Origin of the sequence: Streptomyces sp. NBC_00663, from assembly GCF_036226885.1 — a bacterium.
Classification (GTDB): domain Bacteria; phylum Actinomycetota; class Actinomycetes; order Streptomycetales; family Streptomycetaceae; genus Streptomyces.
The window spans coordinates 373374-392259 of the sequence record NZ_CP109027.1; the positions used below are offsets into that span (position 1 = coordinate 373374).

Here is an 18886-nt window from a genome sequence, read left to right on the forward strand (position 1 = left end):
TCCGTGCGCTTCGCACGCCCTGAGAAAGGCTCCGTGTGTCCACGTCGCCCGCCGACCCCCACCTGCCCGCGGTCCATCTGCGACCGCCCCGCAACTGGATCAACGACCCCAACGGCCTGGTCTTCCACGACGGCTATTACCACGTCTTCTTCCAGTACAACCCGCACGGCCCCCAGCACGCGAACATGCACTGGGGCCACTACCGGAGCCCCGACCTGCTCACCTGGGAGCCCCTCCCCGTTGCCCTCGCCCCCACGCCCGGCGGCTACGACGCCGACGGCTGCTACTCGGGCAACGCCGTCTCCGTCGAGGGCCGCATCGTGGCCTTCTACTCCGCCCACCGCGACGACCGCTGGTGGCAGCCCGTCACCACGGCCGCGTCGCACGACAACGGCCGCACCTGGGCCAAGCGCCCTCACCTGCTCATCCCCGAGCCACCCGCCGGCACCACCATGTACCGGGACCCCTACGTCTGGCGGCAGGACGACCGCTGGCGGATGCTGGTCGGCTCCGCCCTCGACGACGGCCGCGCCGCGGCGCTGCTGTACGAGTCCGACGACCTGGAGCACTGGTCCTACCGAGGCCCCTTCCACACCAGCGACACCACCGCCGGCACGGGCCCGATCGGCTGGGAATGCCCCCAGTACGCCACCTTCGGCGACCGAAGCGCCCTGATCCTCAGCGACTGGACCCCTCAGGGCGGCCCCAGCCACACCACCGTCATCACCGGCCGGGAGAACGACGGACGCTTCGAGGCGGCCACGGCTCCCGTGCCACTGGACCACGGCCCCGACTTCTACGCCCCCGCCCTGCTCAAGGCCCCCGGAGAAGACCGCTGGCTGATGTGGGGCTGGGCCTGGGAAGCCCGGGACGACGCCTGGACGCACGAAGCGGGCTGGGCAGGCGTCCTCACGCTGCCCAGAGAGATCAGCCTCACCGCCGACGGAACCCTCGCCCAGCGCCCCGCCCGCGAACTGCTGGCCCTGCGCGGCCCGCGCGTCCTCCACGGAACCGGCCACATCACACGGACCGAGCCGGCCGAACTCGGCCAGGTCAGCCACACCTTCGACCTCACCGCCGCCCTGACACCGGACCCCACCGGCACCAGCGGGCTGCGCCTGATCACCTCGACCGACGACTCCGAGTACCTCGACATCAGCCTCGACCCCACGACAGGCCGCCTCGTCGTCGACCGCACCCACGCCTCGCCGGACACTCGGGCACGGGGAGGGACGTACACCGCGCCGTGCCCTGCTGCGGCACGCCCCAACACCCCGGTCGAACTCCGGGTGATCGTGGACCGCTCGATAGCCGAGGTCTACCTGGCCGACGAACAGGTCCTCACCCTGAGGTTCTACCCGTCCACTGACGGACCGTGGCGGCTCCAGGCCCGCACGACAGGGGCAGGGCGCGGAGAGTTCGCCGTCGCGGCATGGAACCTGTCCGCGCATGACCTCCCGCAGAAGGCCCAGTTGGCGGGCCGGGGCGCACAACGCGCCTGATCCCCGGGGCGCACAAGCCCTGACGGCAGATACGTCCGCCTCGGCACCCAACGCCCTCACAGCGCCGTTGGCCGCGATCCGTGGCGCGGGGCGACAGCCCCGCGCCCTCCTTGAGAGGCAGCCAACCACCACGGCTCGGTCTGCCCCTGACCGGCCGGCCTTGCGTGCGCTGCCCGGTGAGGCCCGGCCAACACCGCTGCCGCTGTCGCTTCCTCGCTGGGCCGCCGACGGCTCAGGCAGCGGCCAGCTTCCGGATGCGCGGATGGTTCTCCAGTGCCCAGCGCACCGTCTTCGGCGGGCGCCCGAGCAGCGTCGCGAGTTGGTCGGTGGTGCCGCGATAACCGCCGCCGCCCATCAGCCTGGTCAGCGTCTTCAGATGCTCCGCGGTGTGCGGGAGCGCGCCCAGGGCGGTGTCGATGTAGGTGGCGTTCCAGGTCTCGACGTCTTCGGGAACGTAGGTGACCGGGCGTCCCAGTACGGCGGCGTAGTCCTCCGCGAAACCGTGCATGTCCTTCCACTCCGGGCCGTTGAGGTCGTAGGACTTCGCGATGTGCGGCTCCGGGTCGGTCAGGATCTTCACGCACAGCTCCGCCACGTCGTAGCCCGCGATGGGTGCGAGTCGGTGGTCGGCGAAGGGCAGGCGCAGTTCGCCCCGACTCAGCGGCTCGAGGGCCAGCCAGGTCATCAGTGGGTTCTCGACGAACATGGCGCCGCGGATGTTGACGGTCGGCAGGCCGGACCAGTCCAGCACCTGCTCCGCGACCCAGTGGGCCCGCTGCTGCGGTGACCAGTCGGCGATGAGTCCGCCGAGCCACGCGCGCCGTTCCTCCTCCGGCGCGGTCATCTTCTCGAACGTCATGAACGACTGCTCGTACTCGGAGATGTTGACGAACACCTCGATGTCGCCCTGGGCCCGCGCCGCTGCGGCCATCAGGCTGACGGCGTCGGTGTAGTACGGCGACAGGCTCATGCTGAAGTAGATGCGTCGGACGCCCCTCAGCGCGGCGGTGACGTCGGCGATGGTGAGCAGGTCACCGACGAAGACCTCGGCGCCGGCCTGGCGGAGCGAGTGCGCGCGTTCGTCGTCCTGGCGCACGAACGCCCGTACCGGGTGCCCTTGTTCGAGCAGCATGTCGACCATCGTGCGGCTCACTCCACCGATCTCCCCGGCGGCTCCGGTGATCAGGATGGGGTTGCGCTCTGACATCAAGGTGTCCTCTGGTTGCTGGGAATGGTGTGTTCGGACTGGGTGTTGGGTCCGAGCGCCGGTGCGTCAGCCGGACAGCTGGTTCATCTTGCGGATCTGCTTGTCGAAGACCGCGGCGGGAGCGAGGCGGCGCAGCAGGCGTGCGCGTCCGGCCAGGGGACCGGCGGTGTAGCGCGGCTTCGGGTCGGTCGCGGCCGCGACGATCGCCTGGGCGACGACGGCCGGGGCGTCGCCGCCCCTGACCGCGTCCGCCATCACGCGGTCGACGGTCTGCCGCTGCTTCGCGTACGCGTGCAGCGGGGTGTCGGGTTTCGCGCTGTTGGCCTCGAACCCGGTCCTGGTGTAGGCGGGTTGGACGATGAGTGCCCGGACGCCGTGGTCACGGACTTCGTGGTCCAGGGACTCGGTGTAGCCCTCGACCGCGTGCTTGGAGGCGGCGTAGGCGGCCATGTACGGCTGGGGCAGGAACCCGAGCACGGACGAGATGTTGATGATGCGCCCGCGCCCCTGAGCGCGCATGTGCGGCAGGACCTCGTTCACCATGCGCATGACGCCGAAGACGTTGGTGTCGAAGACGGCCCGGGCCTGTGCGACGGAGGTTTCCTCCGCCGCCCCCATCGAGCCGACGCCGGCATTGTTGACCAGGACGTCGATCCGCCCGAAGCGCTCGCTCACCTCCTGGACCGCTGCGGCGACCGAGGCGTCATTGGCGACGTCGAGGCCGAGGAGCGTCACACCGCCGAGAGGGGCGACGCCTGAGGTGTTACGGCTTGTGCCGACCACGTCGAAACCCGCCGCGACGAGGGCGAGCGCGGCTTCCTTCCCGATGCCGGACGACGCGCCCGTCACGACTGCCACCGGCTTGCCTGTCAGCATCATGGACTCCAGCACTCGTTGAAACCGATCGGTTTTCCCCACAGTAAACAGATCGGTTTCCGCATGCAAGTTCCAACAGGGAGGATGAGGGCATGGTCAGGGTCAGCCCGTCGGACAGGCGTGAGAGCGTCATCCGTGCGGCGATCACCGAGTTCGCGCGTACGGGCTACCGCGGCACCTCCACCGCGGCGATCGCCCAGCGGGTGGGTCCCGCTTGGCTTTCGAGCGGGCGGCCGACGGGGCGGAGGACATCGAGCAGGCCACCCAGGCGATGACGCAGGCTTACGCGCAGCTGATCTCACACCCCGAAACGCTCCTGATGCCGATGCAGGGGTATGCCACCGTGACGGCCGCCGAAGCGCAGGGCGATGAGCTGATCGGCGAGCTCGTCCGGGCCGACTGGATGAGCATCTGGGAAACCGTGCACCTGCCGCTGGACGCCGGGAAATGAGAGGGCTCCGGGAACGCGATGCGTCAGCGCACGCCTGCCGCGTCGCGCAGGGTGGTCACGGTGGGCGCGACGAGGCCGGTCAGGTTGTCGGCTGGACTCCCGCACGGGCAGGTGAGCCCCGATGCAGGCTCGACGACGGCCCGGGGGAAGGCCGTCGCCGAGCCATGAGGGTGTGCGCGCCCGTCGTCCCCGGCAGGGCGACGCACACCAGGGCCACTCCGAGCAGTGGCCCGTCTGGGATGACCCGCCGTCACACCGGCACGGCGGTCCCGCGCCGGGCGATTGCAGCCTGCACCGACGGGTGGGCGGTCGGCTTCGCCGGAAGCCTGGGGGGCGGAGCCGTCGATGGCCCCTCGGCGTCACGCGCGGAAGCCTTCCCCGCTCCTGCGGGTTCGAGCCTCGCCAGCACGGCGAGGAACCGACCGGTTTCGTCACTGTAAACCGATCGGTTTTTGTGCGCAAGCCTGAGCCGTGGGTCAGCCCCTGCCCGGCCCCGCCCTATCGAGGTACGACCCACAGTCGGCACTCACATCGGCCGTGCCGCCGACGGCAGGGCGCTGCCGGCGACCCGCTCGGCTTCGATCCGAGGCCGCTGCACAGGGCGGCTCGGTGACCTCCGCCGCTGGCGCGCTTCTGCGACCTTTCGGCGTCAAGGACTACCCCTGTCGCACTCCCCCGCCGCGGTGCCGTCGGTCGCCGCGGGCATCCGGTCGAGGACTCACGCTGCCGGATGCCCGGACCGTCCACACGTATGGCGATCATGGCGCCGGTGATTCGCGTCCTCCTGCGCGAGGCGCCGCAGCAGGCTGACGACCGGCTCGAACAGCACACTGAGGACCACCGCCCGCTCGGCCAGGGCGATCTGGTCCTCGATCCCTTCGAGCTGCGCGAGATCCAGGTCCGCGGTGGAGGTGGCGAGCCGCGCGTAGGGGATGAGGTCGTCGGCCGTGTAGTCGGTGCCGAGGTGGCTCAGTGCCGCGAGACTCTCGGCGAGCGCCGGGCGGTGCGGCGAGGCGTCGGAGATCCGCCAGCCCATGCTCTCGATGAGAGCCTCGACCCTCGCGGCGGCTCCACCGGGTGCCGCCTCCTCGACGGCACCCTCAGGACCCTCGCCGCCCCTCCCGCGCGTCGCCGCGGCAGGAACCGGCAGAGCATGGTGGACGACCCCCAGGGTCTCGAACGCGTCCAACGGCTGCTCGACCGCTTCGAGCACTTCCCGGGCGCGAGCGACGGACAGACCGCCGAGCTGGATGAGGGAACGGATCAGACGCAGCCGTTGGATGTGCTCCTCGTCGTACTCGACCGTCGTCGGGTTCAGTACGCGGCCCTCAGGGAGCAGCCCCTCCCGCCGGTAGTACTTGATGGTCGCCACCGGCACCCCGGACCGTCGACTGAGCTCCGAAATCTTCATGCGCTCCCTCACGCTCAACTGCCCCAGCAGTATCGCAGTTACCTGGGGTTGCACTCGTGATCTCGATAGTGCCAGTATCGGGCACTCGGTAGTACCACTATCGAGCGCTTCTTCGGCATGCCCGCTTCTCAGTGCGCGTGGACAACATGCTCCTGCGCGAGCGCGTGCAACGCCGTGGCCGCACCCGGCCGCAGCTCTTCCCCCTACCTCGGGCCCGGGCACCCGTGTCACCCCCGGATCCGGTCATCTCGTACGCCTCGACAACGGAGAACCTCACCATGTCCCAGCGCATCGGCAAGACCCACTGGAAGCGTTTCGCGATCGGTGCGGTGCCGACCGTGGCCGCCACCGCGGCGGTCGCCGTCTCCATGGCCCAGGGGGCACTCGCCGCTTCGTTCAGCATCTCCGGTTCCGACTTCAAGGTCTCGGCCGGGAAGTTGAGCGGCACCGGCTTCGGCAACTACGCCACGGTCGACGTCGCCAAGAACGGCAAGCACGTACCCGTCTCCGTCTCGTCCATCAAGGACGCGGAGGTCACCGACATGTGCCAGTCCGTGCCGGTGGACATCCCGGTGCTCGGGACCTACACGATGACACTGGAGGCCGGTGGGTCGGGCACACCGGTCAAGGCCAAGGACCTGTACATAGACATGACCGACCTCAAGGCCAAGAAGGGCACCTTCACCAACATCGACATCGGTGTCGCCACCGGTTCCATGACGAAGAGCCAGGTCAACCCGAAGGACAAGGTCGATCCCAACGGCTACGCCCAGGAGGCGGACAAGGTGGAGATCATCGACGCCCATCAGACGGTCTGGGCCACGACCGCGGGCACATTCGAACTGTCAGGCCTGCACATGAACATCGCAGCCGGTCGCCACGACTGCTTCTGAACTCGCTCCCGCTCTCTCCCCCCACACACACAGCCCCCCTCCTTCTCCTTCCTTCTCCTTCTTACGATCTGGGAGTTGCCACATGACGAGTGCCGACGCGCCTGCGCACCCCCACAGTGACAGCGGCTTCGCCCGCGCTCGCCGTGACTTCCGGGCCTGGCGGCGCACCCGCCCCTTCTGGGCGGGCCTGCTGGTGCTGCTCGCCGCCGCGCCGATCATCTACCTCCCGTACTTCAACCTCTCCATAGGCGCCCTGTCCGTGGCGATGTCGACCACTGCGGGTGCCGGGTCCCTGGTCATCGGCCTGACGCTGATCGTCCTCGGTGGACTCCTCTGGTTCCAGCCGATCATCAGATTCTTCGCCGGCTGCGTCGCCATCTTCCTCGGCGTGCTGTCGTTGCCCATCTCCAACTTCGGCGGGTTCTTCTTCGGCACACTGTTCGCGGCCACGGGCGGACTGCTCGCTCTGGCCTGGGGTCCGGTGGACGACGGCATACCCGGCGGCACCATCGCCTCGGAGGGAGAGCCGGCCAATGACTGACAAGTCACCCGACATCCGCGGCGAAGCCGTTGAACCCGTCTTGGTGCCGCCCCCGCGAGGCCGCCATGCCGTTCCCCGTACGTCCGCGCTCACCCGCCTGCGACTGCCGCTCGGGAAGGCCCTCGCACTGACCGCCCTGCCGACCGCCCTGGTCCTGGGAAGCCAGCGCCTGCCCGCCGTAGACGCAACTGCCACCGCGGCTCAGTCCGTTCCCGACGAAGGGGCCGACCGCGGTGTCGACTGTGCCCGTCCCGACGACACCGCATCCCCCGCCGCAACGTCCACTCCACCCACTCCACCCACTGCTCCCAGCACGCCCGGCGCCCCCGCCGCAGACGCTTCCGTCACGCCATCGGATCACGGGGCCGACGAGGGAGCCGCGCCCCTCCCGGGTCCGACGACCGCCCCGACCGCCTCGCCCAGCGCGAGTGCCGCTTCCACCGGCCTCGCCGACATCCTCGCCCCCCTCTTCCGCGGCGACACCGAGCAGCAGAGTCCGGCACCCCACACGAGCCCATCGCCGAGCCTGACCGCTCCGACACCCACTGCCACGGAGCCATCCGATCCGGCACCGGCGACGCCTCACGCATCACCCACCCCCAGCCACCGGACCACCGAGCCGCCCTCCCGGCCGACGCCCGCCCCAGGGGCCTCCCGCACCTGTGACATCAGCGATCTCAAGGCTCCCGAGGACACCGGTGCCGGCCGATTCGCCGCCGAGTCCTGGAACATGAAGGGGAGCCACCTCGCCTTGCGTGACCTTGTCTTCGGCGGCGTGGTGACCGTGGACACAGCCGCCGGGCCCAAGCGGGTGCTCAAGTTCTCCACGGCGGCCGTCACGATCCGGGACCTGAAGATGGCCGTACCCGTCGGCCCGCAGATCCAGCACATCGACGGAGCACCCGGCTCGACGTCCGCGCTGCGTGGCGACCGCATCACCATGTACGTCGAGAGCCTGACGGGCACCCTCTCCGGGGTCGAAGGCGTCCCGCTGCCCCCAGTCCTCCGCCTCCACCTCACACCCGAAACCGTCCCGGAGTGGCTCTACGACACGCTCGGGAAGCTCGACCTCAAGCTCCAACTCGGCTTGGACGACGCCGACATCGACCAGGCCGGACAGACAGGCGGAAAGCTCGTCATCCCAGGGATCCACGGGTACGGAACGCCCCGCTGAAGCCAGGGCCCTGACGGGCTTGCGCTTGAAAGCCGATCGGTCTCCCACGACGGAAACCGATCGGCTGCCTCGTGGCTCAGCGGAGCGTGCGCTCCAGCCGTTCCGCCACCAGCTTGACGAACCGGGCGGGCTCCTTGGGCTGTCCGCCTTCCGCGAGGACGGCGAGTCCGTGCAGCAGTTGGGCCGTCTCGACGAGCTCCGTCCGGTCCTCCTGCTCCGCGTAGGCCTGCCGCAAGCCACGGACGAGCGCGTGACCGGGGTTGAGTTCGAGAATCCGCTTGGTGACCGGCACCTCCTGCCCCATCGCCCGGTACATGTTCTCCAGCGCCGGGGTGAGGTCATGGGCGTCGGAGACGACACACGCCGGTGAGACGGTCAGGCGCGTCGACAATCGGACGTCCTTGACCTCCTCCCCGAGCTGCTCCTTCATCCACTCCAGCAGGCCGGCATAGCTCTCGTCCTGCTCCTCCCGTGCACTGTCCTCCTGTTCGTCGCCCTGGACGTCGAGGTCGATCTCGCCCTTGGCGACGGACCGCAGTCGCTTTCCCTCGAACTCGCCCACGGCGTCGACCCACACCTCGTCGACGGGGTCGGTCAGCAGCAGGACCTCGATGCCTCGGGCCTTGAACACCTCCATGTGCGGGGAGTTCTCGATGCTCTGTCGGGACTCTCCGGTCAGGTAGTAGATGTGCTCCTGACCGTCCTTCATCCGCTCCACATACTCCTGGAGCGTCGTCGGCTCGTCCCCGTCATGGGTGCTGACGAAGGACGCGACCGCGAGGATGGGGTCGCGGTCGTCCGGGTCACCGAGCAGTCCCTCCTTCAGCACGGCGCCGAACTCACGCCACAACGTGGCGTACTTCTCGGGGTCGTTGGCCTTCATCGCCTTGACCGACGACAGGACCTTCTTGGTCAGCCGTCGCTGGATCATCCTGATGTGGCGGTCCTGCTGGAGGATCTCCCGGGAGACGTTGAGCGACAGGTCCTGCGCATCGACGACGCCCTTGACGAAGCGGAGGAACGGCGGCAGCAGCGCCTCACAGTCGTCCATGATGAGCACGCGTCGGACATAGAGCTGGAGGCCGCGCCGGAAGTCCCGGGTGAACAGGTCGTGCGGAGCGTGCGCCGGGAGGAACAGCAGCGCCTGGTACTCGAAGGTGCCCTCGGCCTGGAACCGGATCGTCTCCAGAGGGTCGCGCCAGTCGTGGCTGACGTGCTTGTAGAGCTCGTGGTACTCGTCGGCCGAGACCTCCTCGCGCGAGCGTGCCCACAGGGCCTGGCGCGAGTTCAGCGTCTCCGGCTCGGCCGTCTCCTCGCCGTCGCCGGCCTCGGGGACGAGGCGGATCGGCCAGGTGATGAAGTCCGAGTACCGCTTGACGATCTCCCTGATCTTCCAGGTGGAGGTGTAGTCGTGCAGCTGGTTCTCGGGGTCGGCGGGCTTGAGGTGGAGCGTCACGGACGTGCCCTGGGGCGCCTCCTCGACCTTCTCCAGCGAGTAGGTGCCCTCACCACGGGAGGACCAGCGCGTGCCGCTGCTCTCGCCGAGGCGCCGGGTGACCAGGGTCATCTCGTCGGCCACCATGAATCCGGCGTAGAACCCGATGCCGAACCGGCCGATCAGCCCCTCCGCGCCGGCCTCGTCATGGCCCTCCTCCAGTTCCTTGAGGAGGGCGGCCGTGCCGGAGTTGGCGATGGTGCCGATCAACGTGCCGACCTCGTCGTACGACATCCCGATGCCGTTGTCCCGCACGGTGAGCGTACGGGCCTCCGGGTCCACGTCGATCTGGATGTGCAGGTCGGACAGGTCCACATCGAGACCGTCGTCGCGCAGGGCAGTCAAACGCAGCTTGTCGAGCGCGTCCGAGGCATTGGAGACGAGCTCGCGCAAGAAGACGTCCTTGTTCGAGTAGACCGAATGGATCATCAGCTGGAGCAGCTGACGGGCCTCTACCTGAAACTCAAACGTTTCGGTGGACATGGTTCGCGTGTCCCTCACAGGTCCCTGAGTCGCGGAATACGAGTGACAGTCACTCTAAAACACCACGTCAGGGTGTTTCACGTGAAACTGACAGCTCGTCACGCCTCAGTCCCGGCGGGCCGTGACGTCACCGTTGACCGTGGTCAGGGTCATCAGGCGGTTTCGGTCGGCGTCCTGGGCGTGGACATCGGTCATGGTGCGCCCGTTGTCGGTGCTCATGGTGACGCGGTAGGCCGGGGCATCACGGGCGACCGTGACGTCGACCGAGCCGTTGACGGTCCTCGCGGTCACGCCCGCGGGCGCGGCAGCGCACTGCATCTCCACATCGCCGTTGACGGTGCTCGCATACAGCCGGCCGACCTCGAGGGATGTCGCGCGCACCGATCCGTTGCGGGTGGTCAGCCGCAACGGGGCGTGCTCCTGACCGGAGTGGGTCACCGTCACATCGCCGTTGACGGTCGTGACGTCCAACGCGGCGGCGACGTCCACCACGTCGACGCCGGCGTTGCGGGCAGTGACGGTGACCTTCGCGCCGTCGGGGATCTTGACGTACGGCATCCGTGGGCAGCCGTGGTCGTCGGCGCAGTCCAGATCCAGGGTCCAGCGGTCGCCGTGGTGGGACCAGTGTCCGTCGATCCGGTCGTCCACGGTGATGTGGTCGCCGCCGGCCGGGCGCAGCCGTACTCCGTTGTCGGTGCTGATCACCACTTCGTCCCCGGACGCAGCCGCACGCAGTGCGTTGTCGGCTCGGGGGGCGTCGGTGCCACCGCTGTCGCAGGCGCCCGCGAACGACAGCGCCAGCAGCAGTACCAACGTCGGAGGCATTCGGTGCCGTGGGGCCATCACCTTCATCACCTTCATGCCCCTACGGTTGCCCCGCATCGACGAGGCCATGGCGGCGTGCGCGGTGTCGGCTGGACGGGCAGACAGGGGCAGGCCGAGGCCGGGCCCAACGCGTTGCGCGAACCGGCAGATTCCACACCCGGGGCAGCATGCCCGGCAGGTGGGCCCGCTGGCGCCGCCCCGGCGAAGCACCCCGGCCGGGTACGGCGGCCCGGATATTTATCGGCCTGGCAGCGTCAGGGGGTGGGGTTGAGGACGTTGCCGTTGACGCAGCGGTTGACCGTGTTGGCGTTCCAGGCGCCTCCGACGGGGACCACGGCGAGCTCCTGGAAGCAGACGGAGGCCGCGCTGAAGTTCCAGTTGTTGGCGGCGTTGACGCCGGGGCCGAGGTTGCTGTCGCCGTCATCGGCGTTGGCAGGGGCGGCAAGGGCGAGGCCGGCGACGGTGAGCACGACCAGCGAAATGATCTTCTTCATGCCCGGGCAACGACGACATCGGCGCCTGGGCGCGGCGTGCGCCCCAGCTGGCGCAGTGGGGGCGTGACCCACACACCAGTACATCCCCACCCGTCCCACAGATGGGGGGATCAACCGGTGCGAAGGGCAGGCGGCGTCGTGTCGGCGATTCGACCTCGGTGTGCCCGTCTTCACCGACGATGGACCAACCCCTCGACCGGATGAAGGACAACCACGCCACGAGGCTGATCACCCCGCATCACCGTGCCTCGGCCATCACGTGAGGGATGGCCATCGGTCGGCGGCCCACTCCAGCCATCCGGCCCACCCCGGAGGCGGACTTCCTACCTCATGCCCTTCGAGTTCCGTGGCATCGGGCTCCTCGAACAGCGTCCTCCAGTGCAGGAGGTCCGTCTCGCTCATCACGAACGTCTGATCAGGGGTGGTCGCCTGTCGATGGGCGATCCGAGCGCGTTGGGTCTCATGGTCCACCGGCACGTACACGAGTTGACAGGACGCGCCCACGGACATCGCCAACCAGCGGATCGCGGACCTCTCGTCGCGAGACCAGCATCCGAAATCCAGGACCACGTTCGTCCCCAGCTTCAGCCCCTCCAGACCCAGCCAGAGCAGCCGTCCTTCCAGCACATCGCGCTTCCCGGCCGGCTGCGGATCGCCGAACAGCGGGCGCATCCACTCATCCGGCGTCAGCCGCAGCGCGTGGTGCTCCTCGGCGAGCTGTCGCGCTCGCGTCGTCTTCCCGGCCCCGGGCAAGCCGACCGTCAGGAACAACATCGTCACGCCCAGATCTTGTCACGAAGGCCAAGTGATCACGGCTTCAGCCGAAGGCCGATCCAGGCCAGACGATCTGCCCCTGCACGTCCTCGCCGAGGACAACCTCGCCGCGGCGCCCGCGCGAGTGGGACACCAGGGCCGGCGCCGTCGAACTGGCCAGCCTCCAGCTCAGGAGCGGGAGTTACTTCCCGCACCGGCTTCTGGGAGCGACGTCGCCGGGCCGATCAGGCCCTCGGTGGTGGTCGCCGCCTTCCGCAACCGGCCGCACGAACCCACCTCACAGACGGACGCCCGCGGCGAGCATGGGCCGCCCTGCCGCAAGACCCGTACCGAGGTGACGATCACTCCGCCGATCTGGGGTTTTTGCGGTGGTTGGCATGGAAGCGCGCCTTCTTCTGACGATTCCCGCACGTGTTCATGTCGCACCATCTGCGAGTACGACTTTGGCTGGCGTCGAAGAAGGCGGCCCGGCAGGTGGGTGACGCGCACAAGGCCAATTTTCCGTCTCGTTCGCCGGCGATGATGCTGATCGCGTCGGCGGCGATCACGCCGAGGGCGTCCTCCACACGGGAAGTCGAGCTGAGCCGCCATCGCCGCTTGCCCTCGGCCGTCAGGATCGCCGCGGCCCGGCCCTGAGCGCTGGAGTCATTGATGACTTGGACAGCCGATGCGGGGAGAGCGTCCCCGATCGCGGCAGCTGTCGCGGTGGCGTGAATGGACTCCCTCAGTTCCCGAGCGAGGTCGAGCTGGGCAGTGGTGCAGGAGTCCACGGCGAGGCCGTTCACCGCCAGCCAGTCGATGAGTCGCTGCGGTGTGGGAATGCGCTCCACAACGTCGCCGTGACGCTCCGACAGGGTCCCCGTGAAGCTGGTGGCCAGCACGTTACCGAGGCGGAAGTCAGGGAACTCAGCACGCATGGAACCACCTTAGCCGGTTGCAGACAGGCATGAAGACACGCTAGAACCGTCTTAGCCGGTTCGCGATGGTTCGCAGCCGGTTCCGCGACGGCCAGGAGGCCCCATGCCCTGTCCAACCACCAGCGACGTGCAAGCATTTGAAGCCCGCGCGACTGACGCCGACCTCGACGATCTGCGCGCGCGACTGGCCGCGGCGCGGCTGCCGGAGACCGAGACAGTCCATCGCCCCGCGCCCGACCCGCGCCGATGGGAACAGGGCGTTCCGCTCGCTGATCTCGTCGATGTCGTGAACTACTGGCGTACCGGGTACAACTGGCGGTCGTTCGAAGAGCGCCTCAACCGGATCGGCCAGTTCCGCACGACCATTGATGATCTGGGAATCCACTTCCTGCACCGCCGATCCCCGCGCGCAGACGCCACTCCTCTGCTCTTGACGCACGGCTGGCCGGACAGCATTGCTCGGTTCATCGACGTAGTGGACGAGCTGGCAGATCCGAAGGACGCCGACGCGCCGGCCTTTCACGTCGTGGTCCCTTCACTGCCGGGCTTCGGTTACAGCGACAAGCCGACCACCACCGGGTGGGGAGCCGAAAAGATCGCGGCCGCATGGGTGGAACTGATGGGAAGGCTCGGCTACAGCAAGTTCGCAGCCCACGGCGGCGACTGGGGAGGGAACATCACCACGGTTCTCGGCGGCAGGTTCCCGGCGCACGTTCTCGGCATCCACACAACGTCCGCGGAGGCACCGCCCGGCTTGACAACGGACGGGCTGACCGCGGCCGAGCGTGAATGGACTGAGGAAACGCGCGATTTCTGGCTCCACCACGCGGCGTACGCGAAGCAGCAGGCGACCCGGCCGCAGACCATCGGCTACTCGCTCGTCGACTCACCGGTCGGGCTTCTTGCCTGGATCCTCGACAAGTTCGCCGAGTGGTCAGACACCGAGGACAGCCCGTTCGAGACGATTTCCCGAGACCGCGTTCTCGACAACGTCACCCTGTATTGGCTGACGCGGACCGGCGCATCGGCGGCCCGCATCTACTACGAGAGCCACCGATCGCTCGACCCCGAACTCCGGGTCGACGTCCCGTCGGCACTCACCATGTATCCCCGCGACGCCGAGAAGTGTCCGCGCCCCTGGGCACAGGAACGGTACCGACAGATCGTCCGGTGGACGTTGCCCAAAACCGGGGGACATTTCCCGTCGCTGGAGGTTCCGGAGTATTTCGTCAAGGACCTGCGAGATGGCCTCTCGGCAGTACTGGCCGCTCATCGGTGAACGCGGCTGGGTGCCGGCGCTCGATCACCGCCTGATCCGGCCGCGTCGTCCATGATCGGGAGTTGCACCGAGCAGCGTCTTACAGTCCCCTCAGGCGAAGTCCGCCGCGGTGATGCCGTCGGGATGTCCGGACGGCCACTCCACCAGCTCGATCCGGTAGCCATCGGGGTCTGTGAGCCATGACGTCTTCGGGCCATGAGGGCCACCGGGGTACTGGAGGGGTTCGGGACTCAGCCCGGCTTCGGTCAGCGTCTCCAGGGTGGTGGCGAGTCTCTCCACTTGAATCGCAAGGTGGTCGAAGCCGCTGCCCACGTCGACGGGTCCGTCGCCGGCGCGGTGTACCAGTTCGAGCGAGGCGGCTGGTTCGTCGGGGAACTTGAGGATCACGAGGTGAGCCCCCTCGCCGATCTCGACCCTGCCCAGTTCGGTGTAGCCCAAGGCGGTGTAGAAGCCGAGCGAGCGGTCCAGGTCGGTGACGCGGTAGGAGACGAAGAGCGTCTTCACGCGGCCTCCTCAGGTCGCAGCACCCGGTAGCGCAGATGCGTCACATCGCGGTCCTCAAGCCGTCGGACGAGGTCGAGTTCAATGTGATCGCCACCCAGGTGGTCGAACAGCCGTCGTCCGCCGCCGAGCAGGGACGGAACCAGGTGGATCTCCATCTCGTCCACCTGACCCGCTCGGAGAAGCGCTTGGGCCGCCCCCGCCCCGTGGACCATGACCGGCCGGTCCCCCGCGGCTGCCCGAGCCTGACGGGCGCAGTCCTCGACATCGGTGACGAAACGCGCGTGACCCGGTGGGACGTCCCCGTCATCCACCTGGTGAGTGAGTACGAAGATCGGCACGCCGTCATGATGGTCGCCCCGCCAGCGCCCGGCGAGTTCGAAGGTACGACGGCCGGAGATCAACGCGCCGGTCGCCAGCGCCTCGCGATAGACCTGGCCGCTGGGACCGTCGGACTCCCGGTCGTCGAGCCAGTTGAAGAGCCGTCCGCCGTCGCGTCCGAGCTCCTGTCCTGGCCGATCGTCAGGGCCGGCGATATAGCCGTCGAGCGACATCGACATGTACAGCCGAATCGGATTCTTCATCCTGGCCTCCATCTCTCCTGCATGACAGCGGGAACCGGGGGTTTCCTGATCCGCCGACGGATCGCGAATGTCAGAGGACAGAGGACAGACTTCAGGCAACCGGCAAACTCATCGGCCCGCCGCGCCGCCACGCCGCGGGCTGAGAGAGCAGGAGTGGCGAAGGCGTCGACGACCTGCTGTACGGCGGCGAGAGTGCTGTCGGCCGAGCCGGGGACGTCCGGCGCGGGCCGCGGCGAGGTGCGCCACGACCAGGGCGCGCAGACCGTGCCCGGCGTCCGCGGAAGAGGCCCTGAGCGCCCTGGAACTGGCGGAGCGCCTCGACCTCGACGAACCGGTCCTGCGCGCCACCGACCTGCTCGTCTACCCCGTCCTCACCCGCGACCGGCAAGCCATGGCCGACCTCGTGGCGAACGCGCTCGGCCCGCTCACCACCGCCCGCGGCGGCGCCCAGCCCCTCCTCGACACTCTCACCGCCTATTTCGACTCCGGCTGCGTCGCCGCCGAGGCCGCCCGTCGCCTCTCGCTGAGCGTGCGGGCGATGACGTACCGCCTGGAACGCATCCACCAGCTCACCGGCGCCGACCCGTCCCACCCGGCCCACCGCTACATGCTCCAGACCGCCGTCATCGGCGCCCGGCTACTGGACTGGCCGACCGTGAAGCTCTGACAGTGGAACCGTACGGCGGCAGCCGCTGCAACGTGCTCCCGCCCGCACAACGGGGGTGGTCGGGGAGGAAGCACAGCCCGGGCGTGCCGGGCGGCCTATGTGATGGGGAAATCGAAATAGGTGTCCGGATAGGGTTCATCGACGAGCGTGTAATGCCACCACTCGCGCTCGTACGCGCTGAATCCGCAGGTCTCCATGATGGACCGCAGCTGCTGACGGTTACGTGCTTCGACGCGGGTGATCCCTTGTGCGCCGTGGTGCGAGACGGGGTCCATCAGGTCGTGGTCGCCGCCCATGGGGACGAGTTCACCCGTGGCCCGGTGATAGAGCGTGAGGTCGACGGTGCTGCCCCGGCTGTGGCCAGATCTGGCGGCCACATAGCCCTGCTCGAACATCTCGGTCCTGCCGATATGGGGATAGTGCCGTGACTTCGTCCGGCCGTCCTCCTGCTGCTGCGCCCAGCGCAGAAAGCAGTCGACGGCGTGCTGCGGGCGATAGGCGTCCCAGAGCAGCAGGCCGAAGCCCAGTGATGCGGCCTGCTCCCGGGCGTTCTCCAGGGCCGCGCACAGTGCCCTCGTGCCGACGACTCGGTTGACCAGATATCCGTCCACCGGTTTGCCGGTGAAGTTGTCCCATGTGGCGTACTTGGCGTCCCAGCGTATTCCGGATGTCAGGTCGTCCACATAGACGAAGTCGTCCTTTATCGAATGGATCGGCTGCGTCGGCCTCATCGAGTCTTTCCCGTCAAGGCGAGGGAGACCGCCCGGTCGATCACCTCGGAGAGGGGGAGACCCGCGGCCGCCATCATCCTCGGATAGCGGCTGTACAAGGTCATGCCGGGGAAGGTGTTGACCTCGTTGAGGACTATTTCTCCGTCCTCCTTGAGGAACATGTCCACCCGCGAAAGACCGCGGCACCCCAAGGCGCGGTACACGGTCTTGGCCGCCTCCTGGACGAGCAGCCGTGACTTTTCCGGGATGTCGGCGGGAACGATGGCCGTGGAGTTGTCGGAACCGGTCTCCGGGTTGTCTTCCTGGTGGATCCGGAAGAATCCGTGCGAGAGCGCGATACGGTCCACCTCGCCCGCGACGAGATCCGAGTCGTTCCCGAGGAGGGCGCAGCCGATCTCGCTGCCGACGACGGCCTCTTCGATCAGCACCTTGGAGTCGTACTGCCGGGCCGCCAGCACCGCACTCGGAAGTTCCTCTTGTCGGGACACCTTGGTGACGCCGAAGGACGACCCCGATCGGGCCGGTTTCACGAAGACCGGATAGGTGAGCTGGGCGGGGTCGATGGTTTCGTCCGCGGTGACGGTCCAGAAGTTCGGCGTGGCGATGCCCGCGCTTCGGGCGACGACATAGGCCAGGGATTTGTCCATGCAGAGAGCGGAGCTCTGGACGTCGCAGCCGACGTAGGGGATGCCGGAGAGCTCCAGCAGGCCCTGCATCGCGCCGTCCTCGCCGAGGGTGCCGTGCAGCACGGGCAGTACGACGTCCAGCCGGATCGTTCCGTAACGCCCCTGCTCCAGCGTGAGAAGTCCGTGGACGTCGCTGTCCGGAGACAGTACGACGGGGCGGCAGTTGCCGTTCTCCCACCGCGCGTCGGGCCCGTCGCCGCCGTCGCCGTCGCAGAGCTTCCAGGCACCGTTCTTCGTGATGCCGATGTAGAAGGGTTCGTACTTCTCGGGATCGAGGTTCCGGGCCACCTCGCGCGCGGACTTGACGGAGACGGGGTGCTCCTCGGAACGGCCCCCGAAGATGATGCCGACCTTGAGCCTAGGCATGCTGATTCCTGCTTTCGAATGTCAGGCAGTTGGTGAGAGAGTTCTGCACGGTGTCGCGCAGGGCGTGATCCGTGTAATAGGCGGTGTGCGGGCTGATGAGCGCGTTCGGCAGCTCTTGCAGCCTCAACAGGGCTTTGCTTTCCAGGGGTTTGTCCCGGCAGTCGGCGTAGAAGATGCCTTCCTCGCCTTCGACGACGTCCAGCGCCGCGCCGCCCAGCCGGCCGCTCTCCAATTCCTGGAGCAGGGCTTCGGTGTCGATGAGCGCACCGCGTCCGGTGTTGACGATCAGCGCGTCGTTCTTCATCTGCGCCAGGCGCTGCCGGTTCAGCAGATGGTGCGTTGCCGCGGTGAGTGGTGCATGGAGCGTGACCAGGTCGCTGTGGCGCAGGAGTTCATCGAGGGGAACGTATTCGACAGCGGCGGCGGGGCGGGACAAGGGACGATGGTCATGAGCCAGGATGCGGCAGCCGAAACCACGCAGCCGGTCCATGACCGCGGCGCCGATACGGCCCGTACCGATCACCCCGACCGTCAGGTCGCGCAGTTCCTTTCCGCGTGCATCGCTCAGCCGGTAATCGTGCGTGTCGGTGCGCCGGACGAGGGATTTCGCGTCCCGTATCGCCATCAGCATGAGCATGAGCGTGTAGTCGGCGACGCTGTCCGGAGAATACGAGACGTTTTCGACCAAGATGCCGATGCTGTCCGCGTGTTCCAGGTCGATGTGGTTGTATCCGATGCTGCGCGTGGAGATATACATGACGCCGGCTCGACCGAGCGCACGCAGTGCGCCATGGGTGATCGGCGTTTTGTGGCCGACACTGATGCACCGGCTGCCGGAGGCCAGTTCGGCATTGGCTTCGGACACCGGTGCGTCGGTGATGGTCGGCTGCACACCGAGGCCGGGCGCCAACTCGCGGAACAGAGCGGCTTCGTCCGGGCCGCACCCGTACATGGTGATGCGGGTCGTTTCGCTGGGGGTCATGTCTGAAGTCAAGGCGGGGTGCTGTTGCCGGAACGTATGGGCTTTTC

At 68.2% G+C, this 18886-nt stretch carries 19 protein-coding genes and 2 pseudogenes; 8 read left to right on the top strand and 13 right to left on the bottom strand.

What is annotated here, in order from left to right:
• Nucleotides 1-35: 35 nt before the first annotated feature.
• Complete coding sequence (locus tag OG866_RS01715) at nucleotides 36-1502, top strand: glycoside hydrolase family 32 protein (protein ID WP_329331467.1); 1467 nt, start codon at nucleotides 36-38, stop codon at nucleotides 1500-1502.
• A 232-nt stretch (nucleotides 1503-1734) separates the two neighbouring features.
• On the opposite strand, the gene OG866_RS01720 is transcribed toward OG866_RS01715, so the two are convergent.
• Together OG866_RS01720 and OG866_RS01725 are read right to left on the bottom strand one after the other, a co-directional pair.
• The gene (locus tag OG866_RS01720; protein ID WP_329331468.1) at nucleotides 1735-2709 is read right to left on the bottom strand and encodes an NmrA family NAD(P)-binding protein; all 975 of its coding nucleotides are present in this window, start codon (nucleotides 2707-2709) and stop codon (nucleotides 1735-1737) included.
• 66 nt (nucleotides 2710-2775) lie between these two features.
• On the bottom strand, nucleotides 2776-3585 hold the full coding sequence (locus tag OG866_RS01725) for an oxidoreductase (RefSeq protein ID WP_329343872.1): 810 nt from the start codon (nucleotides 3583-3585) through the stop codon (nucleotides 2776-2778).
• A 214-nt stretch (nucleotides 3586-3799) separates the two neighbouring features.
• On the opposite strand from OG866_RS01725, the gene OG866_RS01730 reads away from it, so the two are divergent.
• Complete coding sequence (locus OG866_RS01730; RefSeq protein WP_443063487.1) at nucleotides 3800-4036, top strand: hypothetical protein; 237 nt, start codon at nucleotides 3800-3802, stop codon at nucleotides 4034-4036.
• Between the two features lie 718 nt (nucleotides 4037-4754).
• Here OG866_RS01730 and OG866_RS01735 read toward each other — a convergent pair.
• Nucleotides 4755-5447, bottom strand: coding sequence for a MerR family transcriptional regulator (locus OG866_RS01735; protein ID WP_329331469.1), 693 nt, complete (start codon nucleotides 5445-5447; stop codon nucleotides 4755-4757).
• Nucleotides 5448-5725: 278 nt separating this feature from the next.
• Here OG866_RS01735 and OG866_RS01740 point away from each other — a divergent pair, with 278 nt between their 5' ends.
• From OG866_RS01740 to OG866_RS01750, 3 genes are all read left to right on the top strand, one after another.
• A complete protein-coding gene (locus OG866_RS01740) occupies nucleotides 5726-6340 on the top strand; it encodes a DUF6230 family protein (protein ID WP_329331470.1) in 615 nt (204 codons plus the stop codon).
• An 82-nt stretch (nucleotides 6341-6422) separates the two neighbouring features.
• On the top strand, nucleotides 6423-6881 hold the full coding sequence (locus OG866_RS01745; protein ID WP_329331471.1) for a DUF6114 domain-containing protein: 459 nt from the start codon (nucleotides 6423-6425) through the stop codon (nucleotides 6879-6881).
• Between the two features lie 751 nt (nucleotides 6882-7632).
• The gene (locus OG866_RS01750) at nucleotides 7633-8055 is read left to right on the top strand and encodes a hypothetical protein (protein WP_329331472.1); all 423 of its coding nucleotides are present in this window, start codon (nucleotides 7633-7635) and stop codon (nucleotides 8053-8055) included.
• Nucleotides 8056-8131: 76 nt separating this feature from the next.
• Here the strand turns inward: OG866_RS01750 and htpG are convergent, their stop codons facing one another.
• From htpG to OG866_RS01770, 4 genes are all read right to left on the bottom strand, one after another.
• Complete coding sequence (htpG, locus tag OG866_RS01755; RefSeq protein WP_329331473.1) at nucleotides 8132-10033, bottom strand: molecular chaperone HtpG; 1902 nt, start codon at nucleotides 10031-10033, stop codon at nucleotides 8132-8134.
• A 105-nt stretch (nucleotides 10034-10138) separates the two neighbouring features.
• Nucleotides 10139-10894: a DUF4097 family beta strand repeat-containing protein gene (locus tag OG866_RS01760; protein ID WP_329331474.1), complete on the bottom strand. Its 756-nt coding sequence runs from the start codon at nucleotides 10892-10894 to the stop codon at nucleotides 10139-10141.
• A gap of 218 nt (nucleotides 10895-11112) precedes the next feature.
• Nucleotides 11113-11352 carry a hypothetical protein gene (locus OG866_RS01765; RefSeq protein ID WP_329331475.1) on the bottom strand — a complete coding sequence of 80 codons (240 nt, stop codon included), beginning with the start codon at nucleotides 11350-11352 and terminating at the stop codon, nucleotides 11113-11115.
• 255 nt (nucleotides 11353-11607) lie between these two features.
• A complete protein-coding gene (locus tag OG866_RS01770; RefSeq protein ID WP_329331477.1) occupies nucleotides 11608-12132 on the bottom strand; it encodes an AAA family ATPase in 525 nt (174 codons plus the stop codon).
• A gap of 107 nt (nucleotides 12133-12239) precedes the next feature.
• Between OG866_RS01770 and OG866_RS01775 the strand changes: the two are divergent.
• Nucleotides 12240-12360 (top strand): annotated as a pseudogene (locus OG866_RS01775) (transposase); the annotation flags it as partial.
• Between the two features lie 107 nt (nucleotides 12361-12467).
• Here the strand turns inward: OG866_RS01775 and OG866_RS01780 are convergent.
• Nucleotides 12468-13043 carry a CGNR zinc finger domain-containing protein gene (locus OG866_RS01780; RefSeq protein ID WP_329331478.1) on the bottom strand — a complete coding sequence of 192 codons (576 nt, stop codon included), beginning with the start codon at nucleotides 13041-13043 and terminating at the stop codon, nucleotides 12468-12470.
• 103 nt (nucleotides 13044-13146) lie between these two features.
• Between OG866_RS01780 and OG866_RS01785 the strand changes: the two genes are divergently transcribed.
• The gene (locus OG866_RS01785; RefSeq protein WP_329331479.1) at nucleotides 13147-14322 is read left to right on the top strand and encodes an epoxide hydrolase family protein; all 1176 of its coding nucleotides are present in this window, start codon (nucleotides 13147-13149) and stop codon (nucleotides 14320-14322) included.
• A 90-nt stretch (nucleotides 14323-14412) separates the two neighbouring features.
• Here OG866_RS01785 and OG866_RS01790 read toward each other — a convergent pair whose 3' ends face one another.
• Nucleotides 14413-14826 (bottom strand): VOC family protein, encoded by a 414-nt coding sequence (locus OG866_RS01790; RefSeq protein WP_329331480.1) that lies wholly within the window; start codon nucleotides 14824-14826, stop codon nucleotides 14413-14415.
• Complete coding sequence (locus tag OG866_RS01795) at nucleotides 14823-15407, bottom strand: dihydrofolate reductase family protein (RefSeq protein WP_329331481.1); 585 nt, start codon at nucleotides 15405-15407, stop codon at nucleotides 14823-14825. The genes OG866_RS01790 and OG866_RS01795 overlap by 4 nt, the downstream gene beginning before the upstream one ends.
• Before the next feature lie 274 nt (nucleotides 15408-15681).
• Here OG866_RS01795 and OG866_RS01805 point away from each other — a divergent pair.
• A pseudogene (locus OG866_RS01805) lies at nucleotides 15682-16074 on the top strand (PucR family transcriptional regulator); the annotation flags it as partial.
• Between the two features lie 95 nt (nucleotides 16075-16169).
• Here OG866_RS01805 and vanX read toward each other — a convergent pair.
• From vanX to OG866_RS01820, 3 genes are read right to left on the bottom strand one after another with little or no spacing between them, the layout of a single operon-like run.
• Nucleotides 16170-16778: a D-Ala-D-Ala dipeptidase VanX gene (gene vanX, locus OG866_RS01810; protein ID WP_329343874.1), complete on the bottom strand. Its 609-nt coding sequence runs from the start codon at nucleotides 16776-16778 to the stop codon at nucleotides 16170-16172.
• Nucleotides 16779-16801: 23 nt separating this feature from the next.
• Entirely contained in the window at nucleotides 16802-17857 is a 1056-nt protein-coding gene (vanA-Sc, locus tag OG866_RS01815) for a D-alanine--(R)-lactate ligase VanA-Sc (RefSeq protein WP_329331482.1), read from the bottom strand.
• Nucleotides 17850-18839, bottom strand: a complete 990-nt coding sequence (locus OG866_RS01820; protein ID WP_329331483.1) for a D-isomer specific 2-hydroxyacid dehydrogenase family protein — start codon at nucleotides 18837-18839, stop codon at nucleotides 17850-17852. Before OG866_RS01820 ends, vanA-Sc begins: the two co-directional genes overlap by 8 nt.
• Nucleotides 18840-18886 lie beyond the last annotated feature (47 nt).